The following is a 16,387-nucleotide window of genomic DNA, read 5'->3' as shown; positions in this document are numbered from 1 at the left end:
CGCCCGGCCGCGAGACAGGGGCAAGGCGGAGGAAATGCGATGAGCTATCTGGATGAGCTGTTTTCGGTCGCCGGCAAGACCGCGCTGGTCACCGGCGCCGCGACCGGCATCGGCCGCATGGCGGCAACCGCCCTGGTCAAGGCCGGCGCCAGCGTGATGATCGCCTCGCGCAAGGGCGAGGATTGCGTCAAGGTCGCCGCCGAACTGAACGGTCTCGGCGCATCGGGCCGCGCGGAGGGCTTTGCCGGCGATGTCTCCAGCGAAGCAGGCATTGCGGCTCTGGTCGCCGAGGTGAAGTTGCGCGCGGAAAAACTGCACATCCTGGTCAACAATGCCGGCGTCTCCTGGGGCGCGCCGCTGGAAAGTTTTCCTTATTCGGCCTGGGCCAAGGTGCTCGGCGTCAACGTCACCGCCGTCTTCCACCTGACGCGCGAACTGCTGCCGCTGCTCGACGCCGCGGCCAGCGACGACGATCCGGCAAGGGTGATCAATCTGGGTTCGGTGATGGGCACCCAGCCGCTGGCCGACGACGCCTATTCCTACACCGCCTCAAAAGCCGCCGTTCACCATCTGACGCGCACGCTGGCGATCGAGCTCGCCGGTCGCTGCATCACCGTCAATGCCTTTGCCCCAGGCCCGTTCCAGAGCCGCATGACCGCTTTCGCCACTGGAACCGAAGAACAGGCGAAACATGTCGGCAACCATGTTCCGATCGGTCGTATCGGCACCCCGGATGACATTGCTGGCGCAACCCTTTATTTGTGCAGCCGTGCCGGCAGCTATGTTACCGGTTCCATCCTGCCGATCGACGGCGGGCAGTCGGTGCAGCATGGGCTGAAACTGTTCAAGGAATGACATGTCGGCCGGAGAAGCCGGCGGGCGAAGTGGAGGACATCAGCGTGGAACCGATCAGTCTCGATGTGCTTCTGGCCAGCGTCGGCAAGGAAGTCGGCGTGTCGCCGTGGCGCATCGTCACTCAGCGCATGATCGACCAGTTCGCCGACGCCACCGACGACCATCAGTTCATCCATTGCGACCCCGAGCGCGCCGAGCGCGAGACGCCGTTCGGCGGCACCATCGCGCACGGCTTCCTTTCACTGTCGCTGCTTTCGGCGATGACCTTCGAGACCATGCCGCCGCTCGAAAACAGCAAGATGGGCGTCAACCACGGCTTCGATTCGCTGCGCTTCCTGGCGCCGGTGAAGACCGGATCGCGAATCCGCACCCGTTTCGTGCTGGCCGACGTCAAGGTCCGGCCGTCGGGCTGGGTGCAGACGGCGCATGACGTGACCATCGAGATCGAGGGTTCGAAGAAGCCGGCGCTGACCGCCCGCTGGCTGACCCTGACGCTGATCGAGCGCCAGCCAGAGACGGCATGAGCGGCGACACCAACGCGCACGACAAGTCGGCGCTTGCGATCGATCAGGCAGCGCTTGGGCCTTATCTCGAAGCGCATATTCCGGGCTTCGCCGGGCTTTCCGCGATCGAGAAATTCAAATCCGGGCAATCGAACCCGACCTATTTGCTGACGGCGGCAAGCGGCCGCTACGTGCTGCGCGCCAAACCGCCTGGACAGTTGCTGAAATCCGCGCACCAGGTCGACCGCGAGTTCCGGGTCATGCGGGCGCTTGCCGGAACAGCCGTGCCGGTGCCCGCCATGCTGCATCTGTCCGGCGAGGATTCCCTGATCGGCCGCATGTTCTACGTCATGGAATTTATAGACGGCCGCATCTTCTGGGATCCGGCGCTGCCCGACGCGTTGGACAATGGCGAGCGTGCCGCGATCTACGACGCCATGAACGCAACACTTGCCGCCCTGCACGACGTCGACATCGAGAAGGCGGGCCTCAGCGACTTCGGCAAACCCGGCAATTATTTCGAACGCCAGTTCGCCCGCTGGACCAGCCAGTACCGCGCCTCCGAAACCGGAGAGGTGGCCGACATGGACCGGTTGATTGCCTGGCTCGAGACGCATATGCCGGCTGATGACGGCCGTGTCTCGCTGGTGCATGGCGACTATCGGCTGGACAACATGATCTTCGCAGCCGGCGAGCCCAGGGTACTGGCGGTGCTTGACTGGGAGCTGTCGACGCTCGGCCACCCCTTCTCCGACCTCGCCTATCAGTGCATGCAGTGGCGCCTGCCGCATGCCTCGGGGTTTCGTGGCCTCGGCGGCATCGACCGCGCGACGCTCGGCCTGCCGTCCGAAGAGACCTATGTCGACGCCTATTGCCGGCGGCGCGGGCTCTCCGGCATCGGCAACTGGAGCTTCTTCCTTGCTTTCTCCTTTTTCCGGTTGGCGGCAATCTGCCAGGGCGTCTACCGGCGCGCGCTGGACGGCAACGCCTCCAATCCGGAAAAGGCGAGAACCTATGGCGAAGCGGTCAAGCTGCTGGCCGGCCTGGCGGTGAGATTGATCGACAAGAATACTTGAAAATTGGGAGAGCTGAGCGATGGGTCGTTTCGACGGCGCGACGGTGCTGATCACGGGCGCTGCCGGCGGCCTCGGCCGCGGCGCGGCAAAGGGCTTTGCCGCCGAAGGCGCGCGGTTGGTGCTCTCGGATCTGAACGAAAAAGCATTGGCCGCCTTTGCCGAAACACTAGAGGCCGAGACGGCGATCCTTGCTGGCAACATCGCCGAGGAGAAGCTGTCTGAAGATCTGGTGACGCTGGCGACGGAACGGTTCGGCCGCCTGGATGTCGCCGTCAACAATGCCGGCATCGTCCACAGCTTCGTGCGCCTGCCGCAGGTGGCATCGGACGAGGCCCGCCGCGTGCTCGAGATCGACCTTTTGGGCGTTTTCTTCGCGATGAAGCACCAGATCCCGTGCATGGAGCGACAGTTCAAAGTGAGCGGCAAGGGCGGCACGATCGTCAATATCGCCTCCGTCGCCGGGCTTGGCGGCGCGCCAAAGCTGTCGGTCTATGCCGCCGCCAAGCATGGCGTCGTCGGACTGACCAGGTCTGCGGCCGCCGAGTACGCCACCAAGGGCATACGCATCAACGCCATCTGCCCGGCCCATACGCGCACGGCGATGGTCGACGGTTTTGTCCGCGGCAGCGGCGCGCCGGAGGCCGAGGCGCTGGCAGAGCTGACGCGCGGCGTGCCGATGAAACGGGTCGCCGAGGTGGATGAGGTCATCACCGCCATCCTGTTCGCCGCCGACCCGACCAACTCGTTCATGACCGGCCATACGCTCGCCATCGATGGCGGCATTGGCGCGATCTGACGTAACGCCGGGGAACCAAACCCGCCCTTGTCGGTTTCCGTACACCGTATATAATTTAGTCAGGCAACCAACAACAAAGGCAGGCAGGAATTGCCGCTTAGCGTCCAGAACCGCCGAGAAAGACAGAAAGCCGAGTTGCGCTCCGAACTGGTCGAGGCGGCGCACAAGCTTGTGCAGGAAGAAGGCTATGAAGGCCTGACCATCCGCAAGCTGGCCAAGCGCGTCGGCTATGCACCGATGTCGGTCTATTCCTATTTCGCCGACAAGCAGGACATCCTCTTCGCGTTGGCCGAGGATGCGTTCGAGACGCTTGCCCGCCGGATCGAGGAGCATCCGTCCGACGATCCAATCGAGGCATTGCAGGCGGTCATGACCGAATACGCCGCCTTCGGCCTCGGCAATCCCAACGAATACCGCACCGTCTTCATGACCGAAAAGACCAAGCCGCCGGAAGGCAGGTCCTACGAGGAGATGGAAGAGAGCAACCCGGCGATGAAGGCGCTGATCAGCAGGGTCGAGGCCTGCGTCGCCGCCGGCAAGCTCAAGGGCGATCCGCGCGCCATCGCCACCATGCTGTGGGCGGTGGGCCACGGCACGATCTCGCTGCTGATCACCTTTCCATTCTACCCCTTCGGCGACCCGCAGGCTTTCGTGAAGCGGATGTGCGATTTCACTCTGGCCACGCTGTCGACACAGGATGTGCCGCCGCTGACCGAGACTCCGGTCAACTGCTGATAGGCCTGCGTCCAACATCGTTTGATCCAGCCAGCGTCTGGAGCATGATCCCGAAGTAGAACCGGATTTGCTGCGTTAACCTTCGGCTCGGAAAAAGATCAAGCTCAAACAGCGAGATAGAGCCCATCCCGATTTCATCCGGATGGACAGGCTTTTGCCGTGCCATGCGGCATTTTGGCCTTTTATGAATATTGATCGTACGTGTACGATTTCTGACTTGAAGTTCCGATCTCCGAGACGTATATGTACGCTGTATCGTACATGTACGAAGAAATTGAACCGGAGACAAACCATGAAAAAGACAATCCTCACCCTCGCAGCGGTGCTGGCGTTTTCAGGTGCGGCCTTCGCCGGCTCCACCCAGCCGACCAAGCAAGCGCCGGCTACAGCCTGCGTCCATACCAGCGCCAATCTGAAGCTCGATTGCGGCACGACGGGCTCGGTCGAAAAGACCGGCGCGACCAAGACCGACGCCGCCAAGGGCCCGCGTCTCGGCATCGAGATCGACCCCTGGATCGTGCCCAGCACGTTCTAAAGCATGATCCCGAAAAGTGGGAACCGGTTTTCGGATAAGATCATGCTCAAACAAGAGGTTTGATACCGCTGCGGCGGCGCTCTCCCCCCAAGGTCGACGACGCCATGGCGGCTCAAATATGCGGATGAAGAAAAGGGCGGCAGGAGAATCTGACCGCCCGTTTTCATGTCAGCGCGCGCCCTGCCGAATTACTTCTTGCGCTGTTTTCGCCCGGCCACAGTCTTGGCCTTGCCGGGTCTTGCGGGAGCGCCGGAGATGGAGGTCGAGGTGATCGATATCGGATCGCTGGCTGGGAACGTGTCCTCGAGGCCTTCCTCGAGTTCCTCTTCCGCGCTCACCTCGTGATCTCGTTCGCGTTCGAGCGAACGGACGGCAGCGGTCTTCCTGGCCGACTTCGGCGTGGATTTCGGCGGCATCGGCATTCTCCCTCGGCCGGCGGAAGCAGAACGAGCCTGCGCGGCAAACGTTCCTGACTCGCGCTACGCTGCCGCGTCGCTCGCTGCTTCCGATAGCAAAGTAAAGACATAGTCCGAGAACGAACGCCAGCATTCGACCCGGAAGGCGTCTGGTCCGCTGCGGAGCAGCACGATCTCGGACTTGCCCAGGATGGTGCGCGAAGCAGCACCCACCGGAAAGACTTCAAGCGACAGATCCTGCGGGCAGCCGCCATTGATCGCTGCGGCGGCGGCCGGACCGGTGACGGAAAACGCGACGTTGCGGTGCGAGATGCCGACCGCCGAATGCAGCGCGGTAACCTTGGCGCAATCGGCGAGCGGGTCTTTCCCGGCCTCGTCGATGACCAGCCATTCGTCCGGCCCAAGCCACAGCGCCGTGCGGCCGGCTTTGGACGCAGAGGTCTTCGGCTTTGTCGGCAAGGTCACGCCGAGCGCCTTCGAAAGCGCTGCCACGGAAGCCTCCGGCGCGCGCAGCGAGATACGCTCGGCCGGCGGCAGCACGGCGAGTGCGACGCCGGTCGCGGAAACCGTCTGGCCGGCGAGTGCGGCACGGCGTTCGGCCGACGGGGTCGCGGATGCGGTTGTCTTTGCGGCAGCCTTAACCATTGAGGCGCTCCCCCTTCTCGTCGAAGAACACCATGCCGGTGACCTCCACTTCGATCACCCCGTTCGGCATCGGCACGTAGAGCGTCTCGCCCATGCGGTCGCGGCCGCCGGCAACCAGCGCCAGCGCGATCGAGCGGCCGCAATTCTCCGACCAGTAGCTCGAGGTGACGTGGCCGATCATCTTCATCGGGATAGACTGCTTCGGGTCGGCGACGATCTGCGCGCCTTCTTCCAGCACCACTTTCGTGTCCTTGGTCTTCAGGCCGACAAGTTGCTTGCGGCCCTTGGCGACCAGGTCCGGCCGCGCCAAGCCGCGAATGCCGACGAAATCGGTCTTCTTCTTGCCAACCGCCCAGTCGAGCCCGGCATCGTTCGGCGTCACCGTGCCGTCGGTGTCCTGGCCGACGATGATGTAGCCCTTTTCGGCGCGCAGCACGTGCATGGTCTCGGTGCCGTAGGCGACGGCGCCGTGCTTCTGGCCCTCGGCCCACAGCGCTTCCCAGACGGCCTGGCCGTAATCGGCCGGCACATTGACCTCGAAGCCGCGCTCGCCGGTGAACGACATGCGGAACAGCCTGGTCGGCACGCCGCAGATCTTGCCCTCGCGTACCGACATATGCGGCAGCGCCTCGTCCGACATGTCGATGCCCTCGACCAGCGGCGCGATGATGTTGCGCGACTTCGGCCCCTGCACGGCAATCACCGCCCATTGCTCGGTGATCGAGCTCAGCCAGACATTGAGATGCGGGAACTCGGTCTGGAGATAGTCCTCCATATGGTTCATGACGCGCGGCGCACCGCCGGTCGTCGTCGTCACATGAAAACGGTCCGGCGCCAGCCTGCCGACGACGCCGTCATCATAGATGAAGCCGTCCTCGCGCAGCATTATGCCGTAGCGGCAGCGGCCGGGCTCCAGCTTCTCCCACGGATTGGTGTAGAGCAGCTCCATGAACTTGGCCGCATCCGGCCCAACCACCTCGATCTTGCCCAGCGTTGAGGCGTCGAACAGGCCGGCCGTCTTGCGCACGCCGACGCATTCGCGGTCGACGGCGGCATGCATGTCCTCGCCGCCCTTCGGGAAATACCAGGCGCGCTTCCACTGGCCGACATCCTCGAACACGGCACCTTGGGCCTCGGCCCAGGGATGGATCGCGGTTCTGCGGGTCGGATCGAATAGCGGACCCCGCGCGTGTCCGACGATCGAGCCGAAGGTGACCGGCGTATAGGGCGCGCGGAATGTGGTGAGGCCGACCTGAGGGATCGGCTTGCCCAGCGTCTCGGCGGCAATCGCCAGACCATGCATGTTGGAGGTCTTGCCCTGGTCGGTCGCCATGCCGTTGGTGGTGAAGCGCTTGACGTGCTCGATCGAATGCATGCCTTCATGCACCGCCTGGCGGATGTCCTTGGCGGTGACGTCGTTCTGGAAATCGACGAAAGCCTTCACCGTCGTATCCGGCCCGGCGCCAGGTGCCGCACCCAGCATGCCGCGCGACCAGCTCTCGCCGGCGTCGACTTTCGGCTTCGTACCCTTGGCGGCTTTGGCGCCCGCGTCCTTGGCCGCCTTGGCGCCGGCCGCATAGGCCTCGTCGACCGTCGCCGCCAGCCCGTCGGTGCCGTTGCAGGCGCCGACCGAGACGCAGTCCTGCGCGTAGGTGCCGGGCACGAAGCGCTTGGTCTCGTCGTTGAAGGCGACCTTGCCGCGCGATTGCGAAAACAGATGCACAGACGGCGTCCAGCCGGCCGACATCAGGACCGCGTCGACCGGGATGGTGCGCTCGCCGCCGCCATTCTTCGGCTGCACGGTCATCGAGGTCACCCGAAATTTGCCGCCGGCGCGAACCACCGCGCGGCCGAAATTGATCTCGATGCCGAGCGCCCTCGCCTCGTCGATCACCGGCCCGGTCGGGTTGTCGCGCAGGTCGACGATGGCCGCGATATTGACGCCGGCCTTCTTCAGGTCGATCGCCGCCGCATAGGCTGAATCGTTGGCGGTATAGACGCCGACATTTTTGCCGACCGCCACGCCATAGTGGTTGAGATAGGTACGCGCGGCGGAAGCCAGCATGATGCCGGGACGGTCGTTATCGGCAAACACCATGTGGCGCTCGATGGCGCCGGTCGCCAGCACGACGCGCTTGGCGCGAACCTGCCACAGCCGCTCGCGGGCCAGTTCGCGACCAGGGTTCTGCAGATGATCGCTGACGCGCTCGACCAGCCCGACGAAATTCTGCGCGTAGTAGCCGAACGCCGTCGTGCGCGAGAGCACGCGGACGTTGTCCATGGCCTTCAGCTTGGCGATTGCACCTTGAGCCCAGCCAAAACCGTCCTGGCCGTCGATCCTGGCGCCGGTCTCGAAACGCAGGCTGCCGCCGAACTCCGCCTGCTCGTCGGCCAGCATGACGCTGGCGCCGGTCTCGGCTGCCGCAAGGGCCGCGGCGATGCCGGCAGCACCGCCGCCGAGCACCAGCACGTCGCAATGCGCGAAGCGCGCCGCATAATGGTCGGGATCGGGCCGGTCCGGTGACACGCCGAGGCCGGCCGCGGCGCGGATCTTCGGTTCGTAGAGGCTTTTCCACGCGGCCTTCGGCCACATGAAGGTCTTGTAGTAGAAGCCGGCCGAAAAGAATGGCGAGGCGATGTCGTTGACCGCGCCGACGTCGAAGGCGAGCGACGGCCAGCGGTTCTGCGACTGCGCGGCGAGCCCATCATAGAGCTCCTGCACGGTTGCCCGCACGTTCGGCGTCTTGCGCGCGTCGTCGCGCGCAATCTGGACCAGCGCATTGGGCTCTTCCGCGCCGGCGGACAGGAAGCCGCGCGGACGGTGGTACTTGAACGAACGGCCGACGAGGTGAACGCCGTTGGCAAGCAAGGCCGAGGCCAGCGTGTCGCCCTCGACGCCGGCGTAGGCCTGGCCGTCGAAGCTGAAGCGCGCCGTCTTCGCCTGCTTGAGGCGCCCGGCCCCGGGAATGCGGAATGCGCCGCTCATTTGGCAACTCCAGGCAGCTTCGCGGGCTTCGGCTCGCCGGCCTTGTAGGTCATGATGAACTTGTCGGTCACGGTGTCGCGCACGGCGTTGAAGAAGCGCGCGCAGCCATGCATGTGCCGCCAGCGCTCGTGGATGACGCCCTTGGGATTCGAGCGGATGAAGAAGAACTTCTCGAAATCGTCGTCGCTTTCGCCGGCGATGTTGGCCGAGCGCGCGATATGCGCCTCGCCGGCGTTGCGGAACTCGAGTTCCGGGCGCTCTTCCTCGCAATAGGGGCAGCGGATGAGAAGCATTGTGCTTGGTTCCTACAATTCGCCGTGGCCGACATGAGCGCCGGCCGGTTGATCGCAAAGCTTCTGGCCCAGCGCCGCGAAGGGCGCGACCATCCGGATGCGTTCCTCGATGTTCGCCGCCGGACGGAACAGCTCGCGATCGGCCATATTGCCGAAAGTGAGCAGCACCGGATCGGTCGTTACGATGACGTGGCGCGGCTGGAATGTCTCACCGTCCTCGAGATCGGCCGGCCTGTTTTCCAGGAAGCTGACCACTTTCTGGCCGCCGCTCCAGACGCAGGCCAGCACGCCCGCATCGACGGAAAACGGCCATCCGGTCTCGTTTTCGGCGCGGCTGATGGGCTGCAGGCGCACCTCTTCAGCCAACGGAAAATGAAACATCCCCTGCTCGCTAGCGAGCACCAGCGGCACCGCGACAGCCATCTCGGTCATCATCAGTGCGCCACCGCCGCCGCCGCCGCCTCGTCGATCAGGCGGCCGGTGCGGAAGCGCTCGATGGTGAAGGGCGCGTTGATCGGGTGCGGGTCGTCCTTGGCGATGGTGTGGGCAAAGACGTGGCCCGACCCCGGCGTCGCCTTGAAGCCACCCGTGCCCCAGCCGCAATTGACATAGAGGCCGGGCACCGGCGTCTTGGCCAGGATTGGTGAGCGGTCCGGCGTCACGTCGACGATGCCGCCCCACGAGCGCAGCATCTTCATGCGCGTGAAGATCGGGAACATCTCGCAGATGGCGTCGAGTGTGTGCTGCAATATGTGCAGGCCGCCGGTCTGCGAATAGGAGACATACTGATCGGTGCCGGCGCCGATCACCAGTTCGCCCTTGTCGGATTGCGAGATATAGGCGTGCACCGTGTTCGACATGATTACGCACGGCACCACCGGCTTGACCGGCTCCGAGACCAGCGCCTGCAGCGGATAGCTTTCCAGCGGCATACGCACGCCGGCCATGTTCATGATCACCGACGAATGACCGGCCGCCACCACGCCGACCTTCTTGGCGCCGATGAAGCCGCGCGTCGTGTCAACGCCGGTGACGGCACCGTTCGCCGCGCGCTTGACGCCGGTGACTTCGCAATTCTGGATGATGTGGACGCCGCGCGCCGAAGCGCCGCGCGCATAACCCCAGGCGACCGCATCATGGCGCGCCGTGCCGCCGCGCCGCTGCAAAGCGGCGCCCACCACCGGATAGCGGGCCTGCTTGGAGATATTGAGCGGCGGGCAGAATTCCTTCGCCTGCTCGGGCGTCAGCCATTCATTGTCGATGCCGTTCAGCCGGTTGGCGTGGACATGGCGCTTCAGCACCTGGATGTCGTGCACATTGTGCGCCAGCATCATGACGCCGCGCGCCGAATACATGACGTTGTAGTTGAGCTCCTGGCTCAGCCCGTCCCACAGCTTCAGCGCATGGTCGTAGATGCCGGCGCTTTCGTCATAGAGGTAGTTGGAGCGGATGATGGTAGTGTTGCGGCCGGTGTTGCCGCCGCCGAGCCAGCCCTTTTCCAGCACCGCAACATTGGTGATGCCGTGCACCGTGGCGAGATAATAGGCGGTGGCCAGGCCATGGCCGCCGGCGCCGACGATGATGACGTCGTATTCCTTCTTCGGCTCGGGCGAAGACCATTGCTCTTCCCAGCCCTTATGGCCGCGCATGGCCTCGCGGGCGATGGCGAATACCGAATATTTCTTCACGTTCTAGCCTCGCGGATGGGACGGCCGGGCCAGCAATCGGCCGGACGAGCGAGGTGTATCACTAGCGAAAAGGCGTTGCCACCCTTGCGCTGTTTGCGACGGCACTTGCCGTTTTGCGCCGTGACGAAAAAGACCCATATGGATGCCTTCGCGGGTATCGGGTGGCTCGCATCGCCTCGACCTGCGATCAAGCATCCCAATTGCCGGCAAGACCGGCGCCATGCAGAAGGATGCAAGAAAATGTTCGCACTCGCCAACAAGGTCGCCATCGTCACCGGCGCCAGTTCCGGCATCGGCCGCGCCACCGCCAAACTCTTTGCCGAGGAAGGCGCCAAGATCATCGTCGCTGCCCGCCGCCAGGCGGAACTTGACGACCTCGTCGCCGAAATCGAGGACGCCGATGGTACGGCGATCGCCCTTGCCGGCGACGTCACCGAAGAAGCCTATGCAAAGGCCCTTGTCGAGCTGGCGGTCGGCAGGTTCGGCGGGCTCGATATCGCCTTCAACAATGTCGGTTCGGTCGGCAAGATGGGTCCGATCTCGGAATTGTCGCTCAAGGGATGGAGAGAGACGCTCGACACCAATCTGACCAGCGCTTTCCTTGGGGCGAAATATCAGGTGCCGGCAATGGTCGAACGTGGCGGCGGATCGCTGATTTTCACCAGCACCTTCGTTGGCCACACAGTCGGCATGCCCGGCATGACGAGCTATGCCGCCAGCAAAGCCGGGCTGATCGGATTGACGCAGGTCCTCGCCGCCGAATACGGCCCGAAGGACGTGCGGGTCAACGCGCTGATACCGGGCGGCACGGACACGCCTGCAAGCATCACCAACGCGCCGGATGCCGGCCCCGAGGTGCTGGCTTTCGTCGAGGGCCTGCATGCCCTGAAGCGAATGGCGCAGCCCGAGGAGATCGCCAGCTCGGCGCTCTATCTGGCCTCGGACGCGTCGAGCTTCACCACCGGAACCGCGCTGCTTGCCGATGGCGGCGTCTCGATCAACCGGACGTGAAGGGGTTTTCGCGGCGAACAGGCATGTTCGTCGCCGCAACGCAGGTCCCCGGTCTTGCTTTTTCAGCGCGATTTGGCGATTCCGTTTCCCTGTCGAAAACAGGCAGGGACCCATGCTGCTGATCAGAACCTATGTCGCCCAGAGCGCAATCGAAGGCGTCGGCGTGTTCGCCGCCGAGCCGATCCGCAAGGGCGCCTCGATCTGGCGCCTCGATCCGGATTTCGACCGGCTGATCCCGGTGGAGAAATACGAGGCGGCACCCGCGCACCTCAAGGAATTGCTCGACCGCTATGCCTATCCAAGCCCCGACCGTCCGGGCTTCATGGTCTATGAAGTCGACAACGGCCGTTTCATGAACCACGCCGAAAGGCCCAACACGGATTTCTCGCGCTATGGCGGCGCGACCGCGACCCGCGACATCGCCGCCGGCGAGGAGATAACCTGCGACTACGGCGAGTTTTTCGAAGGTTTCGAGCAGCTCCATCTGGCCACTGCCTAGGTTGAAAACCCAATCCGACGGCGACCGGCCGCGGTTTGGCCGCTCAGCCTCATTTCGGCTGTGGACAGCGCGGCCTGATTCTGCTATCAGCCGCCACAATTCGTGGTGTAACTCGCCGCGGAGGCTCGTGGCTATGGCCGCTTGCCTGTTGATATCAAACCCGAAAGACAGGATTGCCCGTGCAGGTACTCGTCCGCGACAACAATGTTGATCAGGCGCTTCGCGCGCTGAAGAAAAAGATGCAGCGCGAAGGCATTTTCCGCGAAATGAAGATGCGCGGACATTACGAGAAGCCTTCCGAGAAGCGCGCCCGTGAAAAGGCCGAGGCCGTGCGCCGCGCCCGCAAGCTGGCCCGCAAGCGCGCCCAGCGCGAAGGCCTGCTGCCGATGACGCCGCGCCCGGTTGCAGCCGGTGCTGCCGGTGCAGCGCGTCCGCCGCGCTGATACCGCCAATTTTTCGTCCTTTTCGAAGGATATCCAAGGTGGCGCGATGCGGAATCGCCGCCACCTTTTTATTTAGAGCGACGTGCGTCCACCTGGACGCACAAGGTTCGCTCTAGCACTTGCGACAATTTTCGACCCGGTTCGGAGAGGGAACGGACCTGACGGCGCGGCGGGCAGTGAGGACAGAGCAGACATGAACGCAATTTCCGTGGAGCGCAGAACCGCCTTGCGCGGCTTCGCCCTGACGGCAGCCCTGCTTTCCGGCTTGGCGCTTGCCGGCTGCCAGACGGCCCCGACCGGCGAATTCAACAACATCGACAAGGCGCAAGGCTCGACCGAGAACATCTCCTCGCTCTCGGCCGTGATCCAGCGCAATCCCCAGGATCCGGAAGCCTACAATGTGCGCGGCTCGGCCTATGGCCGTGGCGGCCAGTATCAGGCGGCGCTGAAGGATTTCGACACCGCCATCCAGCTCAATCCGAATTTCTACCAGGCCTATTCGAACCGCGCCTTGATCCAGCGCTTCCTCGGCAACCAGGAAGCCGCGCTCGCCGACTACAACCGTTCGATCCAGATCAATTCGAACTATGACGCCGCCTATATCGGCCGCGGCAACCTCTATCGCAAGGCGGGTCGCACCACCGAGGCCTTCAACGATTTCCAGAAGGCAATCCAGCTCGACACGACCGATGCGCGCGCCTATCACAATCGCGGCCTGATCTATCAGAGCCAGGGCCAGCACAAATTCGCCATCGAGGACTTCTCGACCGCCATCTCGCTGGCCCCGGACGCCGCCGAGCCCTATAACGGCCGCGGCCTTTCCTATCTCGCCATGAACGACGAGGACAACGCGTTCTCCGACTTCAACATGGCCATCAAGCTCGACGGCAAGAACGCCGAGGCCTGGGCCAACCAGGCGCTGATCTACGAGCGGCGCGGCGACAAGGTGAGAGCCGCCAAGTCCTACCGCGAGGCGGTCCATCTCGATCCGACCTACCAGCCGGCCAAGGACGGGCTGTCCCGCACCTCAAGCGCCACCGCCAGCTAGAGCAATTCCAGGAAAAGTGTGCAGCGGTTTTCCGCACGGAATTGCGTCAAAACAAAAAGATGGTAGCCGTTCAGTCCGACCTTGAGCTCGTACGGGCTCAAGGCAGCGTTTCGCCACGCGTCGGCGTCGCCCCGATAACGGCACATTAACTCTTGCCATGTTCGCGCCAAGTTTTCGGCGGAACGCTCCGCGTACCTCGATCGTTAATCGAGGCTTGCGAAGTTTGCGAAAGGACCATCCCGATGATCAAGATACTTGTTTGTGCCTCAGCGCTGGCCACCACGGTCCTCGCCTCTCCCGTCAGCGCCGGCGCGCTCCGGCTCGGCACGCTCGATTGCACCATCGACGGCGGCGTCGGCTATGTCATCACGTCAAACAAGGGCGTGTCCTGCACCTTCCGTCCCTATAATCGCGGGCCGTCCGAGCAGTACACCGGGATGATCTCGAAGCTCGGCGTCGATATCGGCCAGACGCATCAGGGCCAGTTGGCATGGGCGGTTCTGGCAGCCACCCGCAGCCATGACGAGGGCGACCTCGCCGGCAGCTATTACGGCGTCAATGCCGAGGCCAGCGTCGTGACAGGCGGCGGTGCCAATCTCCTGGTCGGCGGGCTGGACGGCGCCTTCATGCTGGAGCCGCTCAGCGTCCAGGCGCAGACCGGCGTCAATCTGGCGGTAGCCGTGGCCTCGCTCCAGCTGATCCACTCGTTCAAATAAGCGCATTTGATCCCTCTACGCGCGGCGCGCAACAGGATACTGTTTCCGCGCCGCATGCTTTTTGGGGGATCGCCTTGCACAAAACCATCATCGCCGTCGCCGTGATCGCGGCCGCGCTTACAGGACAGGCTCACGCCCGGGATCAAGGCATCGAACTCGGCACACTGGAATGCGCCATTGGCGGCGGCACCGGCTTCATTTTCGGCTCGAGCAAGGATCTGAGCTGCACCTTCACCCCCGCCGACAAGACCTTCGCGCCGGAAGCCTATTTCGGCGCCGTCAACAAATACGGGCTGGACATCGGCACCACCAAGCAGAGCGTGATGCAGTGGCTGGTGCTGACGCCGCTGAAGAACATCTATGCGCCCGGCGCGCTGGCCGGCGATTACATCGGCGCCAGCGCCGAAGTGACAGCGACGGTCGGCGCAGGCGCCAATCTCCTCGTCGGCGGCTCCTCGCAGGCCTTCACGCTGCAGCCACTCAGTCTGCAGACACAGACCGGCATCAACATCGCCATCGGCGTCAGCCAGTTCCAGCTGCGCAGTTCCGCGAACTGACCGTCCGCAGCTTGGCAGCGTCTCAAAAACTGCTTGAGCTCAACCACGGTTGAGGTTCTACAAGCGCTTCCCGACGGGCGGCGCATCGTTTTCGACGCATGCTGCGACCCTTTCAATGGCCGGCAAGTCGGGAGAATGATGTGAGCAGTGAAACCAGCAACAGGGTCGATTGGCAGGCGCTGTGGGCGAGCGGCGATCTGGCGCGTTTCTGCTTCATCAACCTCGGCATCCTGCTCTACGCCACCAACGAGACGATGGTGGCGACGGTGATGCCGGCCATGGTCGGCGAACTGGACGGCGTGCAACTGGTCGGCTGGTCGCTGGCGATCTACGAGCTTGGCGCCATCGTCGCCGGAGCCGCCGCCGGCCGGCTCGTCAGCTATGTCCCGCTGCGCACCAACATGGTGATCGCCGCCTTGCTCTACGCGACGGGCGCCCTGGTCAGCGCCATCGCCCCATCCATGCCCCAGTTTCTCGCCGGGCGGCTGATCGAAGGATTGGGCGGCGGCGCGCTCGTGTCGCTGGCCTTCGTGTCGGTCGAGCGGTTGTTCCCACGCAACATCTGGCCGCAGCTTTTTGGCATCCTGTCGGCGATCTGGGGTATCGCCGCCTTCAGCGGGCCGATGATCGGCGCGATCATGACCGAGCTTTTGTCCTGGCGCTGGGCCGTCGGCATCTTCACCCTGGGCGGGATCGCGCTCGCGCTCGCGAGCCTCATCGTACTCAACACGCCGGAGGCTACCCGGCTGCAGGCAACCGGCGGCACGGCGCCGCCCTTCCCCTATGTCGCGCTCGGTTGCCTCGCCGTCAGCGTCGTGCTGATCGCCATGGCGGGCGTCGACATTGCCCTGCTGCGCTCGTCCCTGCTGCTTGGCTTCGGCCTGATCGGCCTCGCGCTGTTCTTCCGCGTCGACGGGCTGAAGCCGCAATCGCGGCTGTTCCCGGCCAGGCTGTTCTCATGGCGCTCGCCGGTCGGCAGCGGCATGACCATGGTCGCCGCCTTTTCGGTGGCCACCATCTCCTTTGGCGTCTACGGACCGCTGCTCCTGACCAGCCTGCACGACATACCGATCCTGACCACAGGCTATATCATCGCCGCCGAGTCGATCTCCTGGTCTATCCTGTCGATCCTCGTCGCCAACGCACCGCAGGAACGCGAACGGCCGATCATCGTCGTCGGCGCGCTGATGATCGCCTGCGGCATTGCCGGCTTCGCCTATACGATCCCGGCGGGTTCCATTCCGTTGATCCTGCTGTGCGCCCTGCTGCAAGGCGGCGGCTTCGGTGTCGCCTGGCCGTTCCTGACCCGCGTCATCGTCGCCTCGGCCCGGGACGACGAGCAGACCATCGCGTCGGCCGCGGTGCCAACCATGCAGCGCATCGGCTATGCGGTGGGCGCTGCCGTGGCCGGCATCATCGCCAATGCCAGCGGCTTTTCGGAAGGGTTGAACCGTGAGGCAGCGGCCAGTGTCGCCAGCTGGCTGTTCCTCGCCTTCGTACCGCTCGGCATTGTCGGATGCGTGGCGGCCTTGAGGATTGCGGTACCGGAGACGCCTCTGGAGAAGACTGCCGGCTGATCGAGACC

General features: G+C 64.2%; 19 protein-coding genes. 13 read left to right on the top strand and 6 right to left on the bottom strand.

The window, feature by feature from the left end; genetic code table 11:
* Positions 1 to 39: 39 nt before the first annotated feature.
* From DH08_RS02735 to DH08_RS02710, 6 genes are all read left to right on the top strand, one after another.
* Positions 40 to 855 (top strand): SDR family oxidoreductase, encoded by an 816-nt coding sequence (locus tag DH08_RS02735; RefSeq protein WP_192177779.1) that lies wholly within the window; start codon positions 40 to 42, stop codon positions 853 to 855.
* Complete coding sequence (locus DH08_RS02730; RefSeq protein ID WP_210328511.1) at positions 852 to 1,379, top strand: MaoC family dehydratase; 528 nt, start codon at positions 852 to 854, stop codon at positions 1,377 to 1,379. The genes DH08_RS02735 and DH08_RS02730 overlap by 4 nt, the downstream gene beginning before the upstream one ends.
* Positions 1,376 to 2,434, top strand: a complete 1,059-nt coding sequence (locus tag DH08_RS02725; RefSeq protein WP_192177777.1) for a phosphotransferase — start codon at positions 1,376 to 1,378, stop codon at positions 2,432 to 2,434. The genes DH08_RS02730 and DH08_RS02725 overlap by 4 nt, the downstream gene beginning before the upstream one ends.
* A 19-nt stretch (positions 2,435 to 2,453) precedes the next feature.
* Positions 2,454 to 3,230 carry an SDR family NAD(P)-dependent oxidoreductase gene (locus tag DH08_RS02720; RefSeq protein WP_192177776.1) on the top strand — a complete coding sequence of 259 codons (777 nt, stop codon included), beginning with the start codon at positions 2,454 to 2,456 and terminating at the stop codon, positions 3,228 to 3,230.
* Between the two features lie 90 nt (positions 3,231 to 3,320).
* The gene (locus tag DH08_RS02715) at positions 3,321 to 3,965 is read left to right on the top strand and encodes a TetR/AcrR family transcriptional regulator (protein WP_006206251.1); all 645 of its coding nucleotides are present in this window, start codon (positions 3,321 to 3,323) and stop codon (positions 3,963 to 3,965) included.
* Positions 3,966 to 4,257: 292 nt separating this feature from the next.
* Positions 4,258 to 4,500: a DUF680 domain-containing protein gene (locus DH08_RS02710; protein WP_192177775.1), complete on the top strand. Its 243-nt coding sequence runs from the start codon at positions 4,258 to 4,260 to the stop codon at positions 4,498 to 4,500.
* Positions 4,501 to 4,688: 188 nt separating this feature from the next.
* On the opposite strand, the gene DH08_RS02705 is transcribed toward DH08_RS02710, so the two are convergent.
* From DH08_RS02705 to DH08_RS02680, 6 genes are all read right to left on the bottom strand, one after another.
* Positions 4,689 to 4,916 (bottom strand): hypothetical protein, encoded by a 228-nt coding sequence (locus DH08_RS02705; protein ID WP_192177774.1) that lies wholly within the window; start codon positions 4,914 to 4,916, stop codon positions 4,689 to 4,691.
* Between the two features lie 63 nt (positions 4,917 to 4,979).
* Complete coding sequence (locus DH08_RS02700; protein ID WP_192177773.1) at positions 4,980 to 5,561, bottom strand: sarcosine oxidase subunit gamma; 582 nt, start codon at positions 5,559 to 5,561, stop codon at positions 4,980 to 4,982.
* Positions 5,554 to 8,547, bottom strand: coding sequence for a sarcosine oxidase subunit alpha (locus tag DH08_RS02695; RefSeq protein WP_192177772.1), 2,994 nt, complete (start codon positions 8,545 to 8,547; stop codon positions 5,554 to 5,556). The genes DH08_RS02700 and DH08_RS02695 overlap by 8 nt, the downstream gene beginning before the upstream one ends.
* Positions 8,544 to 8,840: a sarcosine oxidase subunit delta gene (locus tag DH08_RS02690; RefSeq protein ID WP_192177771.1), complete on the bottom strand. Its 297-nt coding sequence runs from the start codon at positions 8,838 to 8,840 to the stop codon at positions 8,544 to 8,546. The genes DH08_RS02695 and DH08_RS02690 overlap by 4 nt, the downstream gene beginning before the upstream one ends.
* 12 nt (positions 8,841 to 8,852) lie before the next feature.
* A complete protein-coding gene (locus DH08_RS02685; RefSeq protein ID WP_192177770.1) occupies positions 8,853 to 9,275 on the bottom strand; it encodes a hypothetical protein in 423 nt (140 codons plus the stop codon).
* Entirely contained in the window at positions 9,275 to 10,528 is a 1,254-nt protein-coding gene (locus DH08_RS02680; protein WP_192177769.1) for a sarcosine oxidase subunit beta family protein, read from the bottom strand. Before DH08_RS02680 ends, DH08_RS02685 begins: the two co-directional genes overlap by 1 nt.
* Before the next feature lie 240 nt (positions 10,529 to 10,768).
* Between DH08_RS02680 and DH08_RS02675 the strand changes: the two genes are divergently transcribed.
* The 7 genes from DH08_RS02675 to DH08_RS02645 all read left to right on the top strand — a co-directional run bounded on the left by DH08_RS02675 (position 10,769) and on the right by DH08_RS02645 (position 16,379).
* The gene (locus DH08_RS02675) at positions 10,769 to 11,539 is read left to right on the top strand and encodes an SDR family oxidoreductase (protein ID WP_192177768.1); all 771 of its coding nucleotides are present in this window, start codon (positions 10,769 to 10,771) and stop codon (positions 11,537 to 11,539) included.
* Between the two features lie 112 nt (positions 11,540 to 11,651).
* Positions 11,652 to 12,038, top strand: coding sequence for an SET domain-containing protein (locus DH08_RS02670; RefSeq protein ID WP_192177767.1), 387 nt, complete (start codon positions 11,652 to 11,654; stop codon positions 12,036 to 12,038).
* 179 nt (positions 12,039 to 12,217) lie between these two features.
* Positions 12,218 to 12,481, top strand: a complete 264-nt coding sequence (rpsU, locus tag DH08_RS02665) for a 30S ribosomal protein S21 (protein ID WP_008874389.1) — start codon at positions 12,218 to 12,220, stop codon at positions 12,479 to 12,481.
* A 193-nt stretch (positions 12,482 to 12,674) separates the two neighbouring features.
* Entirely contained in the window at positions 12,675 to 13,529 is an 855-nt protein-coding gene (locus DH08_RS02660; protein ID WP_192177766.1) for a tetratricopeptide repeat protein, read from the top strand.
* A gap of 242 nt (positions 13,530 to 13,771) precedes the next feature.
* A complete protein-coding gene (locus DH08_RS02655; protein WP_192177765.1) occupies positions 13,772 to 14,245 on the top strand; it encodes a DUF992 domain-containing protein in 474 nt (157 codons plus the stop codon).
* Positions 14,246 to 14,319: 74 nt separating this feature from the next.
* A complete protein-coding gene (locus DH08_RS02650; protein WP_192177764.1) occupies positions 14,320 to 14,802 on the top strand; it encodes a DUF992 domain-containing protein in 483 nt (160 codons plus the stop codon).
* Positions 14,803 to 14,942: 140 nt separating this feature from the next.
* Positions 14,943 to 16,379 (top strand): MFS transporter, encoded by a 1,437-nt coding sequence (locus DH08_RS02645; protein WP_192177763.1) that lies wholly within the window; start codon positions 14,943 to 14,945, stop codon positions 16,377 to 16,379.
* Positions 16,380 to 16,387 lie beyond the last annotated feature (8 nt).

The sequence above is a fragment of the Mesorhizobium amorphae genome, from assembly GCF_014843845.1.
Lineage (GTDB): Bacteria > Pseudomonadota > Alphaproteobacteria > Rhizobiales > Rhizobiaceae > Mesorhizobium > Mesorhizobium amorphae_A.
The sequence above is the reverse complement of the archived record's forward strand: the minus strand, read 5'-3'. Positions and strand labels throughout refer to the sequence as shown.

Coding starts and splice junctions, on each gene's coding strand:
- DH08_RS02735 (WP_192177779.1), top strand. CDS start 40: ATGAGCTATCTGGATGAGCTGTTTTCGGTCGCCGGCAAGACCGCGCTG.
- DH08_RS02730 (WP_210328511.1), top strand. CDS start 852: ATGACATGTCGGCCGGAGAAGCCGGCGGGCGAAGTGGAGGACATCAGC.
- DH08_RS02725 (WP_192177777.1), top strand. CDS start 1,376: ATGAGCGGCGACACCAACGCGCACGACAAGTCGGCGCTTGCGATCGAT.
- DH08_RS02720 (WP_192177776.1), top strand. CDS start 2,454: ATGGGTCGTTTCGACGGCGCGACGGTGCTGATCACGGGCGCTGCCGGC.
- DH08_RS02710 (WP_192177775.1), top strand. CDS start 4,258: ATGAAAAAGACAATCCTCACCCTCGCAGCGGTGCTGGCGTTTTCAGGT.
- DH08_RS02705 (WP_192177774.1), bottom strand. CDS start 4,916: ATGCCGCCGAAATCCACGCCGAAGTCGGCCAGGAAGACCGCTGCCGTC.
- DH08_RS02700 (WP_192177773.1), bottom strand. CDS start 5,561: ATGGTTAAGGCTGCCGCAAAGACAACCGCATCCGCGACCCCGTCGGCC.
- DH08_RS02695 (WP_192177772.1), bottom strand. CDS start 8,547: ATGAGCGGCGCATTCCGCATTCCCGGGGCCGGGCGCCTCAAGCAGGCG.
- DH08_RS02690 (WP_192177771.1), bottom strand. CDS start 8,840: ATGCTTCTCATCCGCTGCCCCTATTGCGAGGAAGAGCGCCCGGAACTC.
- DH08_RS02685 (WP_192177770.1), bottom strand. CDS start 9,275: ATGATGACCGAGATGGCTGTCGCGGTGCCGCTGGTGCTCGCTAGCGAG.
- DH08_RS02675 (WP_192177768.1), top strand. CDS start 10,769: ATGTTCGCACTCGCCAACAAGGTCGCCATCGTCACCGGCGCCAGTTCC.
- DH08_RS02670 (WP_192177767.1), top strand. CDS start 11,652: ATGCTGCTGATCAGAACCTATGTCGCCCAGAGCGCAATCGAAGGCGTC.
- DH08_RS02660 (WP_192177766.1), top strand. CDS start 12,675: ATGAACGCAATTTCCGTGGAGCGCAGAACCGCCTTGCGCGGCTTCGCC.
- DH08_RS02655 (WP_192177765.1), top strand. CDS start 13,772: ATGATCAAGATACTTGTTTGTGCCTCAGCGCTGGCCACCACGGTCCTC.